Genomic DNA, 22,672 nt, shown 5'->3' with positions numbered 1-22,672 from the left:
TCGTTAGCCCGGCTCTGCCACAAGTGTCCGCAGATAGTCCGCAAAACCGCCTGCGGCACGCGCTTCCAGTCGCGTGCTGGTGGTGACTCTGGGGCGGCAACTCCAGGCGATGCGGGCACCGCTCAGTTCCAGTTGACGAATCAAATGCACGTCCTCGTGACAGGCCAGCGGTGGGAAGCCGCCCGCGAGTCGGTATGCGGCTGCACTGATGCCCAGATTGGCTCCATGCACGTGGCGATGGCCGTCACGATGTTGATAGCCCTGTTGATAGCGAATCTGCGCCTCACGCGGAATATTGTCCTGCCAGATGCCCGGCGTCACGGTGCCGCACACCGCGTCGGCGTCCAGGGCCAGTTGCTCCACCAGCCAGTCTTCGGCGACGGTGCTGTCGCCATCGGTACAGGCAATCCAGCGGGCGCCTTGTTCAAGCAATACAGCCGCTCCGGCAGCGCGGGCCTGACCGACGTTGCGGACGCTGACTTCAAGGGTCTGGACGTTGTACTGCTGCGCAATCACAGAGGATTCATCCGTGCAGCTGTCGAGCACCACCAGGACGACCACTTGCTCGGCGGCCAGTGCAGGATGCTCTCCCGCCTTTAATACGGTTTGCAGGCATTGCCCTAGCAACTGATCTTCGTTGTGAACCGGAATGAGTACGCCAATCATCGTAGCTTTTCCTTTTCTGCGACTGATGTTCCATCACGACTCCATACCTCCAGGAGAAAGTCTGCTTCGTGATGGCTGACAAGCCGGGTCATGTCCAGACGGTCTGCAAGGATTGCGTGAACCGTTTGCGCATCAAGCGGGCAACCTTCGATAGCTGGCCGCCAATGACAGGCCAGCACTTGACCGTCTCCTGTCAGGGAAGCCAGGGCATGATCGATCCAGCGATTCAGATCGGTTTCATCCAGGTAATAACCCAGTTCGCTGAACACGATCAGGTCGAAGCGTGCTTTCGGCCATTGCTCAGGAAGGCGAGCATGCATGACCTCCACATGGTTGAACGCTGCGAGCCGCTGACGTGCGAGTTCAACCGCCGAGCGGTTGGTGTCGCAGACCAGCAACCGGTCGCAGCGGGTGGCGAGATCGGCGCTGAGTTCACCATTGGCGCAGCCGGGCTCGAATACCGACACATAACGCTCGCGGGGCAGGGCGGCGAGGGTTAGCGCCCGTTTGCGGCGTTCATACCAGCGATGCTTGAACGCCCAAGGGTCATCACTTTCCTGAAAGAGCTGCTCGAAATAGCGGTCATCGACACTCACAGGAAGACCACCTCGAAAGGCTGCATCAAACGCTCAAGGACATCAGCCGCCAGAACCGGCTCCAGGCCGATGTGCGGATCACCTTCGAGCTGACTGGCGAAGGCGTGGGCAGCGTGGCGTTTGCGGGCGATGGTCTGTGGGTCAAGCGGGATCTTGTGTGCCCGTTCCCAAGGCAATCGATCATCTTCAGGGGATGCCCAATGCCAGGCCCAGACAGGCACCTCGTGCAGGCGTGCGCCGACAGAATGGGCGGCCCGTGCGCTGGCGCGACCTACCGCTTCATGGTCAGCATGGCCATCATTTGCCCAGGTCGTGAACACCACATCAGTGGGCTGCAGGTAGCGGGCGATGAAGGCCGTCAGTTGATCTTCCTGCTGAGCGACGGTGGTATCCGCAAAGCCGCCCCGGATCCACTTCAGGCTGTGCATGGGCAGATCCAGGCGGCGTAACGCTTCAGCGCTTTCTTGCGGGCGAACCACGCTCAACCTCTCGGCCGGCCAGGTTGCCGAACCGGGATGGCTGGCGCTGCCGTCAGTCACTGAAATCAGCTTCAGCGGTCGCCCCAGTTGTGCCAGTTGATGCATCAGGCCACCACAACCGAGTACTTCGTCATCCGGATGGGGCGCGATAATCACCGCCCGGGAATTGACCGGGACCAGTTCACCTGCGCTGATTAATGGCAGGCCGGCCAGTTTCTTCGAGCCATTCCAGGCCTGTAGAGACGTGCCTCTGCCAACAATAGGGTTGTCTTTGCTCATAGTTGCCACATCCTTGATGGCGCAGGTAATGCTTGCGTAGTGGTCAGATCTGCAAGCGCTGCCAGGTCGCGCTCGGCATGGCTCTGACGCAGGAAAACCGGAAGGTCGGCGATCAGTCGGGCAAAGTGCGCATCCTTGCAGTAAGGACCTGCACCCAGTGCGTGGCCGACATGCAAAATGACTTGCTCGGCACTGTGTTCTATTACCGCCCGGCTACGACGTGCCAGAAGCTGCGCGTCCGTGGTCGGTGACTGATTAATGGTCTGGGCCGCATGCTGCAGAGTCGTCCATGCGCTGTAGAGCGCGACGTCCACGGCACCCAGATGGGCCATCGCATGAGGTTCGGGAGATTTGCACGCCTGCGTTAACAGGCGCTGCGCCAAGGCTCGGGAAGCGCCATACCAGCACGCGGCAATACCTATGCCGCCCTGCCAGAAGCCGGGCCTGGCCAGGTAATCGCCGGGCTTGCCGACGGCCACCCCTTCAGCGCGGCTGAATTCCACCTCGACACTGCCTGTGGCGCCCATTCCCACGGCGCGCCAACCTTCCTGAGTAATATTGACCCCGGACTGCTTGAGGTCGACGGCGAGCAACTGCTGTTGGCCATCTTCATTCCAGGCCGTCATCAATGCATGGCTGAGTACCGCTGCGCCCGAGCACCAGGCTTTACGGCCGTTGACGTGCAGCACGTCGCCCTTGCGCTGCAGATTGACCCGAGCCTGGGGCGGCTCAGCCGCCCACATGCCCCAACTGGTTCCCGCATGCGGAGTTCCAGCGCCGACTTCCTGCATGATGGCCAACGCGTCGGTATGGCCCTCATACAGTTTGCACAGCCCCAGATCATGCCCGGCAACACACGCCAACGCCTGCCAACGCTCAAGTATCTGGCCGCTGGCAGGTGAGGGCAGTTGGTCCAGCCCCTCGCCGATCAACGCTTGTAAGCATTCGCCCAGCGCGCGCGTATCGGCATAGCCGTGCTTGCGCCAGGCAAGAAACTCACTCAGCGCCTCACTCATGGCTGTTCATCATGCTGCAATTCAAACAGCAGCAGTGAGCGGGCGGTGATGGTGTAGTGCTCACCAAAACCAAATTGTTCCTTGGCTTTCATGTCGGGCTGATTGGTATCGACCAGGCAGGTCCAGTGTGCGCCTTCCGGTACTTGCGGCAGGGTGAAGTTGACCCCGTCGTGGTGCGAGTTGACGGCAAGCAGCAACGTTGCATCGGCCCCCGGGCGACGAATACCGGTCTCTTGAGCCCGGCCGTCCATGAGCATGCCCAGGCAACGCCCGTGAGCGTCTTCCCACTGCTCGATGCCCATCTCGTTGCCATCAGGAGACAACCAGGTGACGTCCTTGACGCCGATCTCTTCGTTGTAATCGCCCACAAGGAAGCGGCTGCGACGCAGGATCGGGTAGGTCTGACGAAGTTTGATCAGGCGTTTGACGAACTTGAGCAACGACTTGCCATCTTCGTCCAGGTCCCAGTTGACCCAGCCAATCTCACTGTCCTGGCAATAGGCATTGTTATTGCCGTGCTGGGTGCGTGCGAACTCGTCACCCGCCACAACCATCGGCGTGCCTTGTGCCAGCAACAGGGTGGCGAAGAAGTTACGCATCTGACGCAGACGCAGTTCATTGATTTGCGGATCGTCAGTCGGGCCTTCGACGCCGTGGTTCCAGGACAGATTGTTGTTGCTGCCGTCCTGATTGTTCTCGTCGTTGGCTTCGTTGTGCTTGTCGTTGTAGGAGACAAGGTCGTGCAGGGTAAAACCGTCGTGGGCGGTGATGAAGTTGACCGACGCCTGGGGTCTGCGACCACGCTGGTTGAACATGTTGCCCGAGGCGGTCATACGCCCGGCAAAATCCGCCAACTGGCCTTCATCGCCTTTCCAGAACGCACGAACGGTGTCACGGAATTTGTCGTTCCATTCCATCCAGCCCGGTGGGAAACCACCCACTTGATAGCCGCCTGGACCGCAGTCCCAAGGCTCAGCGATCAGTTTCACCTGACGCAGCACTGGATCCTGACGGCAGGCCACGAGGAAGCTGTGACGCTCGTCGAAGCCATCGTGGTAACGGCCGAGAATGGTCGCCAAGTCGAAACGGAAGCCATCGACGTGCATTTCCGAGGCCCAGTAACGCAGGGAGTCGGTGACCATCTGCAGTACGCAAGGGTGGCTCAGGTCGAGGGTGTTGCCCGTCCCGGAATCGTTGATGTAGAAACGTTTGTCATCCGGCATCAAGCGGTAGTACGAGGCGTTGTCGATACCCCGCATGGAAAGGGTCGGACCAAGCTCGTTGCCTTCTGCGGTGTGGTTGTAAACCACGTCGAGAATCACTTCCAGGCCGGCATGGTGCATGTGCGCGACCATTTCCTTGAACTCGGCAATTTTACCGTGCGCGAGGTAACGCGGATCAGGGGCGAAAAACGCGATGCTGTTATAGCCCCAATAGTTGGTCATGCCCTTTTGCAGCAAATGCTGATCGTTGACGAACGCATGAATCGGCAACAGTTCGACGGAGGTCACACCCAGCTTGCGAATGTGGTCGATCACGTCGGCCACCATCAATCCGGAAAAGGTGCCTTTGAATTCATCAGGTACCGAAGGATGACGCATGGTGAAACCGCGAGTGTGGGTTTCATACAGGATGGTCTTGTCCCACGGCACGCTGACACGTTGATCGCGGCCCCAGGTATAGGCCGGGTCGATGACCTTGCTCTTGGGGACGAATGGGGCACTGTCGCGTTCGTCAAAGCTCAGGTCGCCATCCGGGTGACCGATGGTGTAACCGAACAGCGCTTCGGACCATTTCAGTTCGCCCACCAATTGCTTGGCGTACGGGTCGATCAGCAGTTTGTTGTGGTTGAAGCGATGGCCGTTCTGCGGGTCGTAAGGACCATAGACACGGTAGCCGTAAATCAGCCCTGGGTGAGCGTCAGGCAAGTAACCGTGGTAGATCTCGTCGGTGTATTCCGGCAATTCGATACGTTCAAGTTCAACTTCGCCGCTGGCGTCAAACAGGCACAGCTCAACTTTGGTGGCGTTAGCCGAGAAGATCGCGAAGTTGACACCGAGGCCGTCCCAACTGGCGCCCAGCGGGAAGGGAAGACCTTCGCGAATACGGGAAACGCTGGCTTCGACCTGTTCAGCCTGTGCGGATGCGCTTTTCTGACTTTCTTTTTTTGCGTTTTTGGACTGCGTGTTCATTGTGCGTTCCTGACGGCTGGTGTTTTTTCGGGGCGGCCGAGACCGCAGTCGAAGCAACGGCGCTTCAACAAGTCGAAGAAATAAGTCTGGATTACCGCAGGTCACAATCGATGCGACGGTGATCCCTGCGGTACAGGGTTCAAGCAGCGTCCTGGAGGAATCAGGGCGCGGGTGGTTTACCTGGTTTTTTGGGTGATGACTTTGCTGCAGGTTTAGCTGGCGCTGTCTTGGCTGCTGGCTTGGCGGCAGGTTTCGCAGGTTGTTCGGCCTGAGTAGCTGCTGGTTTGCTTTTGGCAGGAGTCGGCTTCGCCGCAGGTTTGGCAGCAGGCTTCACCGCAGACTTGTCTGCAGCTTTAGGTGCAGGCTTTGGCGCAGATTTAGCCGCTGGCGGTTTAGCCTTGCTGGTGGCAGGTTTTGGATCCTTAGCGCCGTCAACCTTGGGCAGCTTCGGCTTTGCAGCCTTGCGTGCCGTGGACTTGTCGGGTGCCAACGCTTCGGCTTCAGCCAGTTTGCGAGCCATTTCCCAATGGCGTGCATCCTGGCCCGAAGGTTTTCCTTCGGACTCCCATATCTGGTACGCAAACTCGCGAATTCGCTTTTCGTCGGCACTCATCTCGACACTCCCCAATTACTTAGACTGAATAAACAGATTTACAGAAAATTCCTCGAGTGCTGCGCTGAGCAGCAACTCCTTGTCTGTTGTGACTACGGCGTCTGAAAAAAGTCCCTTCCAACTTAGATTTGCCTCCGCGAACGGTAGAACGACCCGCGTGTCCCCCCAGTTTTCAGCATTGATGAATGGAGTTTGGGCTGTACCCAATAGTTCATTGCACAAACGTGGCACAACAACGATAGCCTGTTCTCCGTCAAGAACACGGGCAAACGCCATCACCTGCTCAGCGTGATCACCGACCACCTGCAGCGGCACATACTCTCCGCGACTGAACAGCGCAGAGTGTCTGGCCCGCAGGTCAAGCACTTGATGGATCAGTGCCTGCTTGATCTGGCCATCCTGCCAGGAGCCCAGCAGGTCGCTGACGGTTGATGTCTGATTCAATGTTCGTTGGCGGGCCGCGTAGTCAACAGGGCGGCGGTTATCTGGATCCACCAGGCTGAAATCCCAGTACTCGGTGCCCTGATACAAATCAGGAACACCGGGCGCTGTCACACGAAGCAAGGTTTGCGCCAGGCTGTTCAGCGCGCCGGTGGTGGCGATGCGATTGGCCGTGGCTCCCAAAGACTGACGCAGCGCCAGCCCCTGAGGGCTAAGCAAAATACTTTGCAGGAACTCACGACAGGATCGCTCATACGGCTCGTTGGCCGCACTCCAGCTGCTTTGCAGTTTGGCTTCGCGCAGGGCTTTTTCTTGCCATTTGACGAGGCGCTCAGCGTAGTTTTCGAATGCATCCTCCTGCATGTCCAGCGGCCAGCTGCCGAGCATTGCCTGATACAGCATCAGCTCATCGCCCGGACTGATGGGGTTTTCTTCGCCCTTGAGCGGGATCGCCAACTGGCGCCAACGTTCTACCTGTTCGGCATACCATCCTGCACATTCGCTGAGCACCGCCAGACGTGTACGGGTGTCTTCGCCGCGTTTGTGGTCGTGGGTTGCGGTGGTCAGCAGGTTGTCCGGGAAGGCTTCGCTGCGAGCGATACAGGCGTCATGGAATGCCTGAACGGGCGCACTGAAATGCTGCGGATGAAACCCGACATCGTTGCGCGACAGCAGCACCGCACTGCGATAGAAGGAGGTGTCTTCCACCGATTTGGCAGCTACCGGGGAGGTCAGTTGCTGGAAGCGCACACAAGCGTTCTTGTTGAGCTTGCGTTGTTTGCCTCGTGGCAATGTGCGCCACGGTTCGCCGCCCAACCAGCGCTGCAGGTAATCCAGCACTGGCCAGTCACCTTCACTCAGCATGCCGCGCGCACCTTCCATTGCCTGCTGGAAGAAGCGCTCGTCTTCGGCAGAGCGTCCACAGACACTGATGTAGGTTCGATAGATCGGGAAATTCACCACCAGTGCAAGCAGGGCCCGGCGAATTGCACCCAGAGTAAGGTCCCGGCTCATCAGGTCGCTACGGGCTACTTGCAGCAAAGACTGGGCGACGTTTTCAAAGTCGCCTGCCAGCGTGCCGTGCAGTACCAGGTCGCGCGCTTCGAGCACCTCCTGATCGAAGTCGGCGGTACGTTCGCTGATGCGGCTCCAGAGTTCAGCCAGAGGTTCCTGGCCCTTAGGGTCGTGCTGCAACAACGACACCTGATTCATGAACTCATAACCGGTGGTGCCATCGACGCCCCAGTCTTCGCGCAGTGATTCATCGGGTCCAAGAATCTTCTCGACGAAGATCGGCAGATGCTCCAGCTCAGCGCCCGCAGGACGGGCGGCGAGCAGGCCGTTAACCCGTCGACGTAATTTACGGCAGTACCCGCGAGGATCCGCCAGGCCGTCGATGTGATCGATACGCAGGCCGTCCACCAGGCCTTCGCTGATCAGCTCGAAGATTTTGCCGTGAGTCGCCTCGAACACGTTAGGCCGTTCGACACGCAAGCCGCCCAGTTCGTTGATGTCGAAGAAACGCCGCCAGTTGATGTCATCGCCCGCAGTCCGCCAACTCGCGAGGCGATAATGCTGGGCCTCCAGCAGGCGGTGCAGGCGTTCAAAACCCTCAGGCTGACGTGAGTCATAGCGCTGCAGTGCCTGGTCAATGACCTTGGCGATCGATTTATCTTTGACCAGCTCGACGAGGTCGGCACGAGCCTGCCTGGCGCGTTCCCACGCCTGGGGGAACTGATCGAGCGCTGCGAAACGCTTGCTCAGTTCATCCAGCAATGGATTCTCGTCGGACTCAAGCAGCGGGCCGTAGGTGCCGGGGTTGATCGGGAAGTGGTGTTGATAGTGCTCGATGTAGAACACGCCATGCTCGGGATCGAAGCGCAGCGGGATTTCTCCGGCTTGCAGCACCGTGCCGTAATCGGTGCTGAGAAACGGCAGCAGTAGCTGGCCTTTCAGCAGTGGATCCGGTGAGTGCCACTGGATATCGAAGAAATCCGCATAAGGGCTGCGGCGTCCCCATTCCAGCAGATCAAGCCACCACGGGTTGTCGGCGCCGCCGACGGCCATGTGGTTGGACACGATGTCCAGAATCAGGCCCATGCCCTTTTCGCGCAGGGCTCCGACCAGCCGGCGCAGCGCGGGTTCGCCACCCAGTTCCGGGTTGATCACGCGTGGGTCCACAACGTCGTAGCCATGCATGGAGCCAGCGCGAGCCTTGAGCAACGGCGACGCATAGATATGGCTGATGCCGAGACTGGCGAAGTAGGGCACCAGCGCTACGGCGTCATCCAGGGTGAAGTCTTTGTGAAATTGCAGGCGCTGTGTGGCCCGCAGGGTATCCAGACGGGGGCTCATTGGTCACGCTCCGCAGCCTGCAGGCGAGCCTGAGAAAGCAGTTCAACGCGTCGAGCCACGGCTTCATGATCCATAAGTGTCGCGCTTTTTCCGGGAATACGTCTGCGCCAGTTCGGGTGTTGCGGAGTATCACCGGGCAGGTTGAATTGTTCGGTCAGGCCGATGGCGTCTTCCATCGGCAAAAGCACCAGAGGTGCCCGGGTGTGGCCGATGTAGCGGATGCTGGCGTCGATCATTTGTTCTGCATCCGGACGTCCGTCGCTGAAATTAGTAGAGTTCTGGCTCAGCACCTGACGCAGCCCGTCGCGTTCGCGTATCCGGTCTTCTCGCCAGTGTTGCGCCTGCTGCTCGTCGACCATGCCGAGGCGCAGGTTCCAGGCGATATCGTTTTCAGCCAGCCATCCCGCCAGTGTCGGCAGATCATGGGTACTGGTGGTGGCGAGCGCCTGATCGGACCAATCGAGAATCGGCTTGAAGTGTGCGTTGTGTTGTTCGAAAAGCAGCACTCGCATGCCCAGGATTGCCCGGGCCGCCAGTTTTTCATGCAGACCTGGAGGGACCGTACCCAAGTCTTCGCCGAGAACGATTGCTTTGTGACGCCACGATTCGAGGCTTAGCAGGCGGAGCATGTCGTCGAGCGGATAATTCAGGTACGCGCCTTCACTGGCGGGGGAACCCAACGGCACCACCCAGAGGCGCTGCAAGCCCATGATGTGGTCAATGCGCAGGCCTCCCGCGTGAGCGAAGTTGGCCCGCAGCATTTCGATAAAGGCTCGGAAACCATTGCGTCTGAGGCCTTCGGGCGAGAACGCGGAAATCCCCCAACTCTGACCTGCACGGTTCAGGATGTCGGGTGGTGCGCCAACGCTGAGCGCCGAGAGTAATTCATCCTGACGGCTCCACGCCTGGCTGCCGGCACCATCAGCGCCCACGGCCAGGTCGGCGATCAGGCCAACACTCATACCACTGCTGCGAGCGGCGGTCTGCGCTCGCTCCAGCCCTCGGGCCATCAGCCATTGGGTGAAGGCATGAAAGCCGATTTGCTCGCTGTGGTTGGCTGCGAAGCGGGCAATCGCCTCACTGCGCGGATTCTTGAATTCTTCTGACCATTCATGCCAGTTGTCGCTCATGCCCAGACGTGGACATTCATCACGAATGGCTTCGAAGCGACAATGGTTTTCAAGGGCTTCGCCGCCGTTGTGGCGGAAGCTGTTGAAGTCTTCATGCAACGGGTGATCACTGCCGCTAAAAGCGTCATACAGCTTGCGCAGTACTTTCCACTTGGCGCTGGCCGCAGCAGGCCAGTCAATCAACGGCAGCTCTTCAAGGCGTTTTAGCTCATCGCCCAGGCCTGATTCATCGATAGCCATGCGCAAGGCGCGCTCGCCCAGAATCGTGCCTGGCGAGGAGTACAGGCTGTTGAGAAACAGTCGGCTCGACGGTGAGTAGGGGCTGTAACGGTGCGGGTCATTGGCAAACATCGCGTGCACCGGGCTGATCGCCAGCGCGTCGGCACCGCGCTCACCGGCCGCACGGGCCAGACTTTCGAGTGCCTGCGTATCCCCAAAGCCACCGTCACCTTCGCGACGCAAACCATACAACTGCACCGTCAGGCCCCATGCGCGAGCGACTCGGCTGTCTTTCGCCTGGGCCAGGCTGAAGCAGCTTGCAGGTGCTACGGCAATCGTCAGGTGCTGACCGGCAATGTTCAGTTGTTGATAGCCGACCGGGGCCAGACCGGGCAGGGCGGCATTGGCGGTCAGGTTGGCGTCGATGGTTGCACCGTCTTCCAGATGCAGCACGAACGGCGTGCCGGGTTCGAACCAGGCGCTCAAGTCGAGGTTGCTGCCATGGTCTACGGTCAGCAGTGGCGGTGGTGTCTGCTGGTGATGAGCGTTTTTCAGGCGCTGCAGGCTGGCGTCGATCTGCAGGTTGTCATCAGCCGCAAAGCCCAGGCAGCCCAGTACTTTACTCAGGACTTCGGGGCTGACGCGTTGCGCGCGACCGTTTGCATCAATCCAGTCGACCGATAAGCCTGCTTCGGTCGCCAGGTTCTCCAATTGCTCATTGCTCATCCTGTTCCTCCAGAACATCGGTTGCTATCAGGCTGACAATGGCCGTGTATGGATTGAGGATGCCTCGTCGGGAAAGTTCTGCCGCATGTGGCAGGGTTTCAAAAAGAACATTGCCGCCTTTCCATTCGGGAGCGGTGACCGCATGTTCTGTCAGGTTGAGGTCAATACGCAGGACTGCGCCGTCGCCCATTTGCCAGCGAGCGGAAACCGCACCTTCGCTTAGCACTTCTGCGCCCAATGCATGACTGCCGGGCAAACGCGGCACGATTTGCTGGTGACGGATTGCCAGCAGTTGTCGATAGAGTTCAAGCCAGTTTTGGTGATCGGTGCCCTTATCGGTTTCCAGGTACACCGCGTCAAACGCCGGTCTGGACGCTTCGAATGTCGCCGGGTCATTCGGGTCCGGGATATGGTCGCGTTTTTCTTCGTCAGCAAACGCCGCAAAGTCCGCAAACTCCCCACGCCGCCCCTCGCGCACCGCATCAGCCAATTCGCCGTGATGATCGGTGAAGAACAGAAACGGTTCGCTGGCAGCCCACTCATCGCCCATGAACATCAGGGGGATCATGGGGGAGAGGAGCCATAACGCGGTGGCCGCACGTAACGCAGGACCGTGGCAGATTTGCGGCAAGCGTTCGCCGAAAGCACGATTGCCGATCTGGTCATGGTTCTGCAGGAATAATACGAAAGCACTGGGCGGCAGATGACTGCTGGACTCACCACGGGTGTGGCCGTGCCGGGTGGGTTCGCCCTGATAGACAAAGCCCTGACTCAGCAAGCGGGCCAGCTTGTCAGTGGCCTGATGGGCGAAGTCCGAATAGTACGCGTCCGTTTCGCCAGTCAACAGCACGTGCAAGGTGTTGTGCCCGTCGTCGTTCCATTGTGCGTCATAGCCTTGTTCGAGCAGGCTGGCCTGATTGAACTCGTTTTCGAGGTTCAGCCAAACGTGCCTTGGAGCATCGATCTGCTCACGTATCTTGTGGGCAAACTCCTGGAGAAAGGTCGCATCATTGATGGCGTGTACTGCATCCATTCGCAGGCCGTCGAATCGATACTCCAGCAGCCACATCAACGCATTGTCGATAAAGAAGTCGCGTACTTCACGACGCCGGAAGTCGATGGCATCGCCCCATGGCGTCTTCACGTCGTTACGGAAGAAGCCTTTGGCGTAGCGGCCCAGATAATTGCCGTCGGGGCCGAAATGGTTGTAAACGACGTCAAGAATCACCATCAGGCCGTGACCGTGCGCGGTATCGATCAGGTGTTTGAGTTGCTCCGGCGTACCGTAAGAGGATTGCGGCGCATAAGGCAAAACACCGTCGTATCCCCAGTTGCGTGTGCCGGGGAACTGCGCAATCGGCATGAGCTCGATGGCGGTCACACCCAGTTCGGCGAGACGTTCCAGATGGGCTTCTACCCCCGCATAACCGCCCAGCGCACCCACATGAAGCTCATAAATGACCGCTTCATGCCAGGGACGCCCCTGCCAGCCGGTGTTTTGCCATTCGTAGGCGAGAGGGTCGACCACCACGCTGTGCGAGTGGACGTCTGAGGATTGGGCACGTGAGGCGGGATCGGGGACTTCAAGTTCCCCGTCGATGTTGTAGCGGTATCGAGTGCCCGCTGGGCAGCGGGCCTCGAGAATGAACCATCCTTCGTTCTGAGGGAGCATGGCCAGAGACTGGCCACCCTCAAGTTCAACACTGACGTAGTAGGCGTCGGGCGCCCAGAGGGCAAACCGAGTATAGCCAGAATCCAGCAAGACGGCGCCGTGGCGCCAGCTCTCGTCCGTACGCAAAGGCATCCGTTATTCCTTGATCAATAGTGAAGAGCAGTACCCACATTCTTTTTCAGCAGGTCCTGATAGAGCTCTGCATAAGGCTCTACCGCTTGGTGCCAGTTGAAAGGTGCTGCCATTGCCCGGCAACGCATGGCGTTGATCAGTGCAGGGTTGGAGAACACCTTGAATGCACGGTTCAATGCTTCGGTGTAGCTTTCGACGGTTGACTCGTCGAACAGGAAACCAGTGACGCCATCTTCAATGGTGTCAGCCAGACCGCCGGTGTTGCGGGCGACCGGTAGCGAACCGAAACGCTGCGCATACATCTGGCTCAGCCCGCATGGCTCGTAACGTGAAGGCATCAGCAAGAAGTCACTGCCAGCGAACATGCGACGGGCGTCGGTCTCGTTGAAGCCGATACGCACGCCAATCTGGCCAGGGAAGCGTTCCGCCAGGGCTCGCATGGCATCCTCTTCCTCAGGCTCGCCACGACCAATGATTGCGATCTGGCCGCCATTGTTGACGATGTGCTCGGCGACGCCGATGGTGAGGTCCAGGCCCTTCTGATAAACCAGTCGCGAAACGACGGCGAACAGCGGGCCGGTAGACGGCTCCAGCTCGAACAACTCTCGGACGTGATCGGCGTTGATCTCCTTGCGCTGCCATTCGTTGGGCGCAAAGTGGCAAATCAGATGCTCATCAGTTGCCGCATCCCAGCTGGCGTCGATGCCATTCGGGATACCACTGAGCTGGCCACGATTGGCTTTGTGCTGAAGGAAGCCTTCCAGGCCGCAACCGAATTCAGGGGTGGTAATTTCTTTGGCGTAAGTGGCGCTGACCGTGGTGATATGGCTGGAGTAGGCCATACCGGCTTTGATGAACGAGAGCTTGCCGTAAAACTCCATACCGTCTGCGCTGAGCGCTTCATCCGGAATACCCAGCTCGCGGCTGGACGCTGTGCTCACGGTGCCTTGATAAGCCAGGTTATGGATGGTGAAGATGGTCGGTGTCGTCTGCCCGCGCCACTTCATGTAGGCAGGAGCCAGACCCGCTGGCCAGTCGTGGGCATGAACCAGCTCTGGACACCATTGGGTTTTTACCGCACCCGCAGCGAATTCTGCAGCAGCCAGTCCCAGACGGGCGAAGCGAATATGGTTATCGGACCAGTCACGCCCTTGATTGTCCGCATAAGGCGTCCCTTCGCGCTCATACAGTTCAGGGCAAATCAGCACATAAATCACCAGACCGTCTTTCATGTCCATACGGCCGATCTTGCAGGGTGGCAGGGCAGCATGACCGCCTAACTGACTGATCACATGAATCGGGTTGCCACTATTCAGCACTTGCGGGTAGCCGGGAATCAGCACTCGGACGTCGTGCAGGTGACGCATGGCTCGCGGCAGTGCAGCAGAAACATCACCAAGCCCACCGGTTTTCACCAGGTCAGCCAGCTCGGAAGTGACAAACAAGACTTTGCGTCTGTTGCTTGCCACTATTGTTGGCTGTGAAACGGCAGGCAGCTGCAGCTGTGGAACGCTCGTCGTAGCGAAGACCGGCAGATGAGTCAGCTCGCTGGCCGGCTGATTAAAACTCTCTCCCTTCTGGGTTTTGACAGCGGCGCTAATCATCGATTTCTCCCATTCAATACAGTGTTGGTACTGCATTAGATTTGTTATTGGCCATGTCCTATGGCCGAGCACACATGCGCTACGCAAGATCAGTACCCATTTACTGTTTGCGTGATTCACGGACAGCTTGGTAGCGCCAAAATGCGGGCATAGCCAACAGCATAGGCGCTCTTAAGAGATGACCTGTGGGCTCAAGAGAAAGTTTCGACTTTTTTTGTGGGAAATGTCTGGAATGGGCTTCGGAGGCGGGTGTGGGGCGTGTGATAATCCAGAAAAACTAGTGGCCAGATGACTCAATGCTCTTTGTTAGAGCGAAGAACCTGCTGTGGAGCACGAGAATTACCGATCGTCGGATTGTTTGACGATGATGCCTCGGGCGCCTCCGACAAGTGCATTGAAGGAGACTACATGGGGCAAGAATCATCCCCTACAGCCACAAGCGCTATTTCATGGTGCGTGGGTCGCCTGTTATTAGGGCGTCTGTAGAATTTTCCTCTGAGTTGATCGAAACATTTTCGCGCATGGCGGGATAGAATCGACGACCCGGCTCGGTTCGAGTCAACCATGCCTGTGATCAAGCAGTTGCAAGAGGACGTAATGGATAGCCCTGAAGTTTTGGTACTGCAAGCCAGTTACACCAACCCGGTACACGCGCAAGCGATTGGCTTCATGCTCAATCAGTACGCCGAGGATGTTATGGGAGGTGGTGAGTCGTTGTCGGCCGATACCCAACAACAACTGGCGATCGAATTGGCCAAGCGTCCACATGCGTTCAGCGTTCTGGCTTTTATTTCCGGGGAGCCGGTCGGGCTGATCAACTGCTTTGAGGGTTTTTCAACTTTCCAGTGTCGCCCGCTGGTCAATATTCACGATGTCGCGGTACTGGGGCAGTACCGAGGCCTGGGCATCAGTCAGAAGATGCTCGCCAAGGTAGAAGAAATCGCTCGCCAGCGTGGGTGCTGCAAACTGACGCTTGAGGTGCTGGAGGGTAACCTGATTGCCCAGGGAGCCTATCGCAAGCTTGGTTTTGCGGGTTATGAGCTGGATCCGCAGATGGGCAAGGCAATGTTCTGGCAGAAGACGCTTTAATTGCTTATAACCGGCCTGATCACTTGTCCGTTAAACCGCTGGCGGGTTTGAACGTTAGACAGGGTGTCGGGTCGGAGCTTCTGAAGGCGTGCAGCAAACGAACTATCGCGCAGCAGACGTCGCACCTATAGAGAGATGTCGCCGAAGAAAGAAAGGGATTCAGGGGAGAATATTGCCGGGGGGGCAAGCCGGCCGATCGGGCTTGCCGCTATTCGTCAGGCTACGTTACACAGAGGCAACGAGCAGGCAGGGCTCAGGCTTGCAGGGCAGTGCCGGAGTGCATCAATTGCGCTTGTTGCAGCATGAGGCTCAAATGAGCGACCTTGCTCAGCAATTGTTCGCGCTCTTCTTTAAGCTGGCGCAGTTCGTCACGACGGACAGTGACATAGAGAGTTTGTGGTGCAGTTGCCGGTAGTACAGTGCCCATTGCTCACCTCGCAAATGGCGGATTCAACATGAAAGGTCCTGGCAAATGACTATCGATGCGCCGACTCGCCTCTGCTTACCTCTCTATCGGCGGCAATTCTGATTTCTTTTGCGGGAAAATGGAACTTTTTTATTTTCAATTGTCGCGAACGTTTCTTGATCTCAATAATCGTCACATTCGCGCTGGTGTCTATTGGCCATACTACAGGCCCCGCAGGCTCTGGTCTAGCGGCAAAACAGGGCCTTAAAAATCATGCTCATGGCTGGCTCACAACGAAGTGAGCTGTACAATGAGGTAACATTTTTTGTTTTTGCGAATTACGGAGCACCAGCATGCAACTTGGAATCATCGGACTGGGCCGCATGGGCGGCAATATTGCAAGACGCCTGATGCTCAATGGCCACACTACCGTGGTTTACGATCGTGATGAAGCTTCGCGCAGCGCTCTGGCCAAGGAAGGTTCGATTGCCGTAGCCGATCTGCCCGCGCTGGTAGCGGCCATGGAAAAGCCCCGCGCCGTGTGGGTCATGCTTCCTGCCGGTGAGCCGACTGAAGAGACCATCAATGTTCTGAGTGAGTTGCTGGATGCTGATGATGTGATCATCGACGGTGGCAATACTTTCTACAAGGACGATGTCCGTCGCGCGCAGGCGCTGACAGCCAAGGGCCTTCATTACGTCGACGTGGGTACTTCCGGCGGCGTATGGGGGCTTGAGCGTGGCTACTGCATGATGATTGGCGGTGAAGCTGATGTGGTTCAGCGTCTGGATCCGTTGTTCGCCACGCTGGCCCCAGGCATGGGTTCGGTAGAACGCACCAAAGGTCGCACCTCTGCCGATGACCGTGCCGAGCGTGGCTATATTCACGCCGGCCCGGCGGGTTCTGGCCACTTCGTGAAGATGATCCATAACGGTATTGAGTACGGCATGATGCAAGCCTTCGCCGAAGGCTTCGACATCCTCAAGCAGAAGAACTCCGAGAACCTTCCTGCCGAGCAGCGTTTCGACTTGAACATGGCCGATATCGCTGAAGTCTGGCGTCGGGGTAGCGTGGTGTCTTCGTGGCTGCTGGATCTGACGGCTGATGCTCTGGCCACTGACCCGCAACTCGATGCGTACTCCGGCGCCGTGGCTGACAGTGGCGAAGGTCGCTGGACAATCGAAGCCGCGATGGAGCAGGCGGTACCCGTTCCGGTTCTTTCCAGTGCTCTGTTTGCCCGTTTCCGCTCCCGCCAGAAGAGCTCTTATGCCGACAAGATGCTGTCGGCAATGCGCTTTGGCTTCGGTGGTCACAAGGAAGGTCCCAAGTAATGGGATTATCGCGCAGCAGTACCCGGCAAAAGCCTGAAGTTGCGCCACCCACCACGCTGTTCCTGTTCGGTGCCCATGGGGACCTTGTGAAGCGCCTGCTTATGCCGGCGCTCTACAACCTGAGCAGGGACGGTCTGGTTGATGAAAACCTGTATATCGTCGGCGTGGACCATAACGCGATCAGCGACGTCGATTTTGCAAAGAAGCTTGAGGATTTCATCCGTCAGGAGGCCGCCAGCAAGGTCGCGGACGACGGCAAGGATCCCCTCGATCCTGAACTCTGGCGCAAGCTGGCAGGACGGATCAGCTACGTACAGGGCGACTTTCTCGAGGACTCGACTTATGGCGATATTGCCGAGAAGATCAACAGCACCGGTACCGGCAACGCCGTCTTCTATCTCGCCACTGCTCCGCGTTTTTTCAGCGAAGTGGCTACACGGCTGGGCTCCTCCGGGTTATTGAGCGAGGAGCCTGGTTCATTTCGTCGGGTTGTGATCGAAAAGCCGTTTGGCTCGGATCTGCCCAGCGCTGTTGCACTCAATGAGTGTCTGCTCAAGGTCATGACCGAGAAGCAGATCTACCGGATTGACCACTATCTGGGCAAGGAGACGGTCCAGAACATTCTGGTCAGTCGTTTTTCCAACGCTCTGTTCGAGTCGTTCTGGAATAACCATTACATTGACCACGTGCAAATCACCGCAGCGGAAACTGTCGGGGTCGAGACGCGTGGCAGTTTCTATGAGCATACCGGCGCACTGCGCGACATGGTTCCCAATCACTTGTTCCAGTTGCTGGCCATGGTTGCCATGGAGCCGCCAGCCGCCTTCGGTGCAGACGCGGTTCGCGGTGAGAAAGCCAAGGTCGTCGGCGCGATTAGGCCCTGGAGTGAAGAGGAGGCCCTGGCCAACTCTGTCCGTGGCCAATACGCGCAAGGCCGCAAGGGCGATGAGGAGGTGCCGGGCTATCGTCAGGAAAACAAGGTTGATCCTGACAGCACCACTGAAACCTTTGTTGCACTCAAGGTCATGATCGACAACTGGCGTTGGGTCGGGGTGCCGTTTTACCTGCGCACCGGCAAGCGCATGAGTAAACGCAGCACCGAAATTGCTATCTGCTTCAAGCCAGCGCCGTATGCACAGTTTCGTGATACCGAGATTGATCGCATCAAACCCAACTATCTGCGCATTCAGATCCAGCCCAACGAGGGCATGTGGTTTGACCTGTACGCCAAGCGTCCCGGGCCCAACCTGCATATGGAAGACATCGAGCTGGGCTTCGAGTACAAGGATTTCTTCGAGATGCAGCCGTCTACCGGCTATGAAACCTTGATCTACGACTGCCTGACCGGGGATCAGACCCTGTTCCAGCGTGCTGATAACATTGAAAACGGATGGCGTGCCGTACAGCCATTTCTGGATGCCTGGAAGAACAACCCTCAGGTCGAGCTGTATGCCGCTGGAGAGGACGGACCCACTTCGGCGGATACGTTGCTGGGCAAAGACGGTCGAGAATGGCGGGATATCAATGCCTGAAGAGCATCAATCAAACATTCGATTTGTACTGTCGGATATCGACGGGACATTGCTGCGGCCTGATCACAGTTTGAGTCAAGCGACTATTGACGCTGTTGCGAGGCTGCGTGATGCCGGAATCCATTTTACGGTGGCAAGCAGTCGTCCACCACGCGCCATGCGGCAACAGATCGAAGCGCTGGGCGTCCAGTTACCCACAGCCGGGTTCAACGGCGCCAATATCGTTGCCCCAGATGGGCGTGTCCTGTTTGCCTACCGTATCGACCCGGTGGCCGCCCGAACCTGTATCGAATTGTTTTCCCGATACGAGGTGGCGGTATGGGTATTTGCCGATGATCAATGGTTTTTGATCGACCCGGAAGGTGCCTACGTCGAGCATGAACTTACGACGCTGGGCTACGAGCCGGTCCAGGTTGAAAGCTTCGAGCCGTGGCTGGATCGCGTCGACAAGATTGTCGCCGCCAGTACCGATTTTGACTTGCTGAAGCAGCTTGAAAGTCGACTCAATCCCTTGATCGCAGGGCAGGCGCATGCTGCGCGTTCACAGTTGTATTACCTCGATGTAACAGCTCTGGACGCCAACAAGGGCAATGCTCTGGTCATTCTGGCCGGGCAGTCGGGTGTCGACATGGCCCACACTGCGGCAATTGGCGATGGAGGTAACGATGTTGCCATGTTTCACAAAGCCGGGCTTTCAATCGCCATGGGCCAGGCTGAAGAGAGCGTGCGCAACGAGGCCGACGTCGTCACCGGTACTAACCTGCAAGATGGAGTTGCCAGCGCTATCGAGCGCTACCTGCTGCCACGCTGATTGGCTGTTGATGCTCAACTGATTACGGATGCTTGTTCATGGCCGCGTTGATCGAAGACTACGCACTGTTGGGCAACTGCAAAACGGCCGCGCTGGTGGCCAGAGATGGTTCGCTGGACTGGTTGTGCTTCCCTCGATTTGATTCGCCTGCGTGTTTCGCTGCCTTGCTCGGCGACACGGATAACGGGCGCTGGAAAATAGCCCCCAGCGGACCGTTGATCAGTACCGAACGGCGCTATCGGGAAGGCACGCTGATTCTCGAGACCGTGTTTGAAACTTCAACCGGGCGGGCAATGCTGGTCGATTTCATGCCGCCGGGCGAGGGCAGCCATGTCGTACGGATTGTCGTCGGCCTGAGCGGGCATGTGTTTTTTGACATGGATCTGGCTATTCGCTTTGATTACGGCAGCAGCGTGCCCTGGGTTGAAAATAAGGGTGGTCAGACCCTGAGTGCAGTAGCAGGGCCGGAAATGCTGGTGCTGCACGCGCCAGAACCCCTGAAGGCGCTTGATCATCACACCGGTTGCCATTTCCGTATCGACGCTGGGGAGCGCGAGGCGTTTGTGCTGAGCCATCAGGCGTCTTACGAACCTGTTCACGAGGGGGTCGACGCCGAGTCTGCTCTGGCGGCAACCGAGTACTTCTGGCTTGAGTTCTCGGATCGCTGTCCCGAGGTGGGGCCATGGACCGCGCAGGTCAAGCGTTCGTTGATCACGTTGAAAGCGATGACCTACCAGCCCACGGGCGGCATTGTTGCGGCAGTCACCACCTCGCTGCCGGAACAGTTGGGCGGTGAGCGCAATTGGGATTACCGCTATTGCTGGTTGCGCGATGCGACCATGACGCTATTGGCGTTTATGAATCTCGGTTATTTCGAGGAGGCAGCGGCCTGGCGTGAATGGTTGATGCGCTCGGTTGCAGGCAATCCCGAACAGATCCAGATCATGTACGGGCTTGGTGGTGAAAGGCGGTTGCCAGAATTCGAGTTGCCCTGGCTCAACGGTTATGAGGCTTCGCGCCCTGTACGCATAGGCAACGGAGCCGCCACGCAAATGCAACTGGACGTCTATGGCGAAGTTGCCGACGCCATGATTCAGGCGATCAAGGGCGGTTTGCCGCGACCGCCGCGCAGCATTGCGATTTCCAGAGTGATCATGCCGTTTCTCGAAAAAGTCTGGCACTTGCCGGATAAGGGCATCTGGGAAATTCGCTCCGAGCCTCGCCACTTTACTCATTCCAAGGTCATGACCTGGGTGGCGTTTGACCGAAACGCCACGTTGCTCGCCGAGCTGGCGCAAGGTGATGAAGATCGGGCACTGGCGGATCATTACCGCAAGGTGGCTGACGATATTCATGCCGATGTGTGCCTTAACGGTTATGACCCGGCCATCGGCAGCTTTACCCAAACGTATGGCTCGCCCGCGCTGGATGCCAGCCTGCTGCAGATAGCCTTGACGGGGTTTCTGCCGGCCGACGATCCGCGCGTGGTGGGTACCGTTGCGGCCATCGAGAGCAGTCTGATTCAGGACGGCTTGCTGTTGCGATATGACACCGAGCACAGCGTTGATGGCGTCGCGGGGCACGAAGGGACGTTTCTGGTGTGTTCGTTCTGGTTGGCCGATGTCTATGTGCTCATGGGGCGGGAGCCGGAGGCTGCTGCATTATTTGATCGACTGTGCGGGCTGTGCAACGACCTGGGTCTGCTCGCCGAACAATACGACCCTCGCGAACAGCGCATGCTGGGCAACTTCCCTCAGGCGTTCAGCCATATTGGCATTATTAACACTGCGCTCAACCTGCATCGGGTGATCTGCCCGGTGAAGTCCCGCGCTGCTGGTGAGGTTAAAACGCGCGCCTGAACGTGAAGTTGATGCGCTGTTCTCCAAGCAAGGGGTGATGGCCGGGTTTGATGGGCAGTACGCCATGAAAACGCAGCCGGTCCTCACCACCCCAGACCACCACGTCGCCGTGCATGAGCGGTATCCGCTGGGGTTTGTCGTGGCGCTGATGTCCGCCAAACAGAAAGATTGCAGGCAACCCCAGAGAAACCGATACCACTGGCCATTCGTAGTGCTTTTCATCCTTGTCCTGGTGCAAAGACATTTTGGCGCCGGGGATGTACTGGTTGATCAGGCAGGCATCCGGAACAAACCCATTGAAACCACACTTATGCGCTGCGCGCTGGGCCAACATCATGAAATCCGTTGGAATGTCCGGCCATGGCAAACCACTCTGGGGGTCGGTTGGGGTGTAGCGGTAGCCCGTACGGTCGGTCATCCAGCCAAAGCTGCCGCAACTGCTCAGCGCCGCCGACATGGTGAAACCGCCCGGCGTCACCATATGCCTGAAAGGCGCTCTGATCAGAATGTCTTCCAGTGCTGCCAGCAAGGTATCGACTTCAGGTAGTGCCAGGCCGCGCAATACCCATGAGCAGGGACCGATCTGTTCGGTGCCGGAGCTGGGTGCTGGCTCCTCGGCGAACAGGTCGAACGTGGTCGGTGTTGTGCTTTCCCGTTTCATGGCGTTGGGGGGCTCCTACGGACCCAATGTCTGCTGCGATACTGCGCGGCGCGGCTCCTATCGAACTGTAGAAGAACCCTGAATTGAAATGCACTTTCGGTAGGCGCTAACGTGTTGGCGAGGCGGACTTTCTGACCAGGCAGGCCTGATGTCTCGCCAACAAGTTGGCTCCTACAGGCCGCCCGTTTGCCGCGAGGCCAAGGGGTGACCTAGACGCCCGCGCAGCTTCCGCAGAGCGTTTGCTATCTTTTTCAATGGCGGAATTAAAGGGCCTTGCTGACTTTTACGTCGCTGATCACATCGCTGCTATCGCCGTGCATTTTTTGCAGGGCATTCCTTGCTTCTTCTACAGATGCCGACTGTAATTGAGCGAACTCGAAGCGGCGTTCGCCGTTGAGTTTGTAGCTGACAGCAAATTTGGTAGTTCTTGGGGCAGGCGTGTTCACGTTGGCTCCTTCAGTATGGGTACGATCAGCTCAGTCGAGACGTTGAACGACGGACAATTTTGATTGAGTGCGTAAAACTGGTCTTGCGCCCACCGTTGGAATCCATCTTGCGCCCCGCAGTATCGATGGTGATGTTCCAGAATCCGGTACTGGGGACGGCGATCTTGGCCGGAAATTTGTCAAACGCACCGCCGTGATAGGTATGGCGTCCGCCGTTTTTAAAGGTGCGGAAGTTCGAGTCATTCATCAGGCGAATATTGCAGAGCTGAGAACACTCGATGACGACCAGGTCGTCTTCATTGAGGTGCTCGCGCTGGTGTACGAATTTCATGGGTGTCTCCGGCGTAAGGCTTTTTTCGAAAAATCAAAACGATAGCATGACGCGGGTCGGCATTTATCAGCGATTCAGGTTTTATT

Annotated in this window: 19 protein-coding genes; 5 read left to right on the top strand and 14 right to left on the bottom strand. The window is 58.0% G+C overall.

Annotated features, from left to right (window positions below):
- Window positions 1-3 precede the first annotated feature (3 nt).
- From ACYASS_RS00890 to glgA, 10 genes are all read right to left on the bottom strand, one after another.
- The gene (locus ACYASS_RS00890) at window positions 4-666 is read right to left on the bottom strand and encodes a glycosyltransferase family 2 protein (RefSeq protein ID WP_463584685.1); all 663 of its coding nucleotides are present in this window, start codon (window positions 664-666) and stop codon (window positions 4-6) included.
- Window positions 663-1,262: an SAM-dependent methyltransferase gene (locus ACYASS_RS00885; RefSeq protein ID WP_463584684.1), complete on the bottom strand. Its 600-nt coding sequence runs from the start codon at window positions 1,260-1,262 to the stop codon at window positions 663-665. Before ACYASS_RS00885 ends, ACYASS_RS00890 begins: the two co-directional genes overlap by 4 nt.
- The gene (locus ACYASS_RS00880) at window positions 1,259-2,020 is read right to left on the bottom strand and encodes a PIG-L deacetylase family protein (protein WP_243247620.1); all 762 of its coding nucleotides are present in this window, start codon (window positions 2,018-2,020) and stop codon (window positions 1,259-1,261) included. The genes ACYASS_RS00885 and ACYASS_RS00880 overlap by 4 nt, the downstream gene beginning before the upstream one ends.
- Entirely contained in the window at window positions 2,017-3,036 is a 1,020-nt protein-coding gene (locus tag ACYASS_RS00875; protein WP_463584683.1) for an acyl-CoA dehydrogenase family protein, read from the bottom strand. The genes ACYASS_RS00880 and ACYASS_RS00875 overlap by 4 nt, the downstream gene beginning before the upstream one ends.
- A complete protein-coding gene (glgX, locus tag ACYASS_RS00870; RefSeq protein WP_463584682.1) occupies window positions 3,033-5,228 on the bottom strand; it encodes a glycogen debranching protein GlgX in 2,196 nt (731 codons plus the stop codon). The genes ACYASS_RS00875 and glgX overlap by 4 nt, the downstream gene beginning before the upstream one ends.
- 160 nt (window positions 5,229-5,388) lie before the next feature.
- On the bottom strand, window positions 5,389-5,841 hold the full coding sequence (locus ACYASS_RS00865; protein ID WP_463584681.1) for a DUF2934 domain-containing protein: 453 nt from the start codon (window positions 5,839-5,841) through the stop codon (window positions 5,389-5,391).
- 15 nt (window positions 5,842-5,856) lie between these two features.
- On the bottom strand, window positions 5,857-8,637 hold the full coding sequence (locus ACYASS_RS00860; protein ID WP_463584680.1) for a malto-oligosyltrehalose synthase: 2,781 nt from the start codon (window positions 8,635-8,637) through the stop codon (window positions 5,857-5,859).
- Window positions 8,634-10,712, bottom strand: a complete 2,079-nt coding sequence (gene malQ, locus ACYASS_RS00855) for a 4-alpha-glucanotransferase (RefSeq protein ID WP_463584679.1) — start codon at window positions 10,710-10,712, stop codon at window positions 8,634-8,636. The genes ACYASS_RS00860 and malQ overlap by 4 nt, the downstream gene beginning before the upstream one ends.
- Entirely contained in the window at window positions 10,702-12,516 is a 1,815-nt protein-coding gene (gene treZ, locus ACYASS_RS00850) for a malto-oligosyltrehalose trehalohydrolase (RefSeq protein WP_463584678.1), read from the bottom strand. The genes malQ and treZ overlap by 11 nt, the downstream gene beginning before the upstream one ends.
- 14 nt (window positions 12,517-12,530) lie before the next feature.
- Window positions 12,531-14,120 carry a glycogen synthase GlgA gene (gene glgA / locus ACYASS_RS00845; RefSeq protein ID WP_243247613.1) on the bottom strand — a complete coding sequence of 530 codons (1,590 nt, stop codon included), beginning with the start codon at window positions 14,118-14,120 and terminating at the stop codon, window positions 12,531-12,533.
- Window positions 14,121-14,717: 597 nt separating this feature from the next.
- Here glgA and ACYASS_RS00840 point away from each other — a divergent pair.
- Window positions 14,718-15,209: a GNAT family N-acetyltransferase gene (locus tag ACYASS_RS00840; RefSeq protein WP_463584884.1), complete on the top strand. Its 492-nt coding sequence runs from the start codon at window positions 14,718-14,720 to the stop codon at window positions 15,207-15,209.
- Window positions 15,210-15,462: 253 nt separating this feature from the next.
- On the opposite strand, the gene ACYASS_RS00835 is transcribed toward ACYASS_RS00840, so the two are convergent.
- Window positions 15,463-15,636: a DUF6026 family protein gene (locus ACYASS_RS00835; protein WP_243247611.1), complete on the bottom strand. Its 174-nt coding sequence runs from the start codon at window positions 15,634-15,636 to the stop codon at window positions 15,463-15,465.
- 332 nt (window positions 15,637-15,968) lie between these two features.
- Here ACYASS_RS00835 and gnd point away from each other — a divergent pair, with 332 nt between their 5' ends.
- From gnd to ACYASS_RS00815, 4 genes are read left to right on the top strand one after another with little or no spacing between them, the layout of a single operon-like run.
- Window positions 15,969-16,946, top strand: coding sequence for a phosphogluconate dehydrogenase (NAD(+)-dependent, decarboxylating) (gene gnd / locus ACYASS_RS00830; protein WP_122663415.1), 978 nt, complete (start codon window positions 15,969-15,971; stop codon window positions 16,944-16,946).
- A complete protein-coding gene (gene zwf, locus ACYASS_RS00825) occupies window positions 16,946-18,478 on the top strand; it encodes a glucose-6-phosphate dehydrogenase (RefSeq protein WP_463584677.1) in 1,533 nt (510 codons plus the stop codon). Before gnd ends, zwf begins: the two co-directional genes overlap by 1 nt.
- Complete coding sequence (locus tag ACYASS_RS00820) at window positions 18,471-19,289, top strand: HAD family hydrolase (protein ID WP_463584676.1); 819 nt, start codon at window positions 18,471-18,473, stop codon at window positions 19,287-19,289. Before zwf ends, ACYASS_RS00820 begins: the two co-directional genes overlap by 8 nt.
- 38 nt (window positions 19,290-19,327) lie before the next feature.
- Window positions 19,328-21,148 (top strand): glycoside hydrolase family 15 protein, encoded by a 1,821-nt coding sequence (locus ACYASS_RS00815; protein WP_463584675.1) that lies wholly within the window; start codon window positions 19,328-19,330, stop codon window positions 21,146-21,148.
- On the opposite strand, the gene alkB is transcribed toward ACYASS_RS00815, so the two are convergent.
- From alkB to ACYASS_RS00800, 3 genes are all read right to left on the bottom strand, one after another.
- On the bottom strand, window positions 21,132-21,809 hold the full coding sequence (gene alkB, locus ACYASS_RS00810; RefSeq protein WP_463584674.1) for a DNA oxidative demethylase AlkB: 678 nt from the start codon (window positions 21,807-21,809) through the stop codon (window positions 21,132-21,134). The genes ACYASS_RS00815 and alkB overlap by 17 nt on opposite strands.
- A 263-nt stretch (window positions 21,810-22,072) precedes the next feature.
- The gene (locus tag ACYASS_RS00805; RefSeq protein WP_243247605.1) at window positions 22,073-22,255 is read right to left on the bottom strand and encodes a hypothetical protein; all 183 of its coding nucleotides are present in this window, start codon (window positions 22,253-22,255) and stop codon (window positions 22,073-22,075) included.
- 25 nt (window positions 22,256-22,280) lie between these two features.
- Entirely contained in the window at window positions 22,281-22,586 is a 306-nt protein-coding gene (locus tag ACYASS_RS00800) for a DUF1883 domain-containing protein (RefSeq protein ID WP_243247604.1), read from the bottom strand.
- Window positions 22,587-22,672 lie beyond the last annotated feature (86 nt).

The organism is Pseudomonas sp. HP_14 (genome assembly GCF_055283875.1).
The sequence above is the reverse complement of the archived record's forward strand: the minus strand, read 5'-3'. Positions and strand labels throughout refer to the sequence as shown.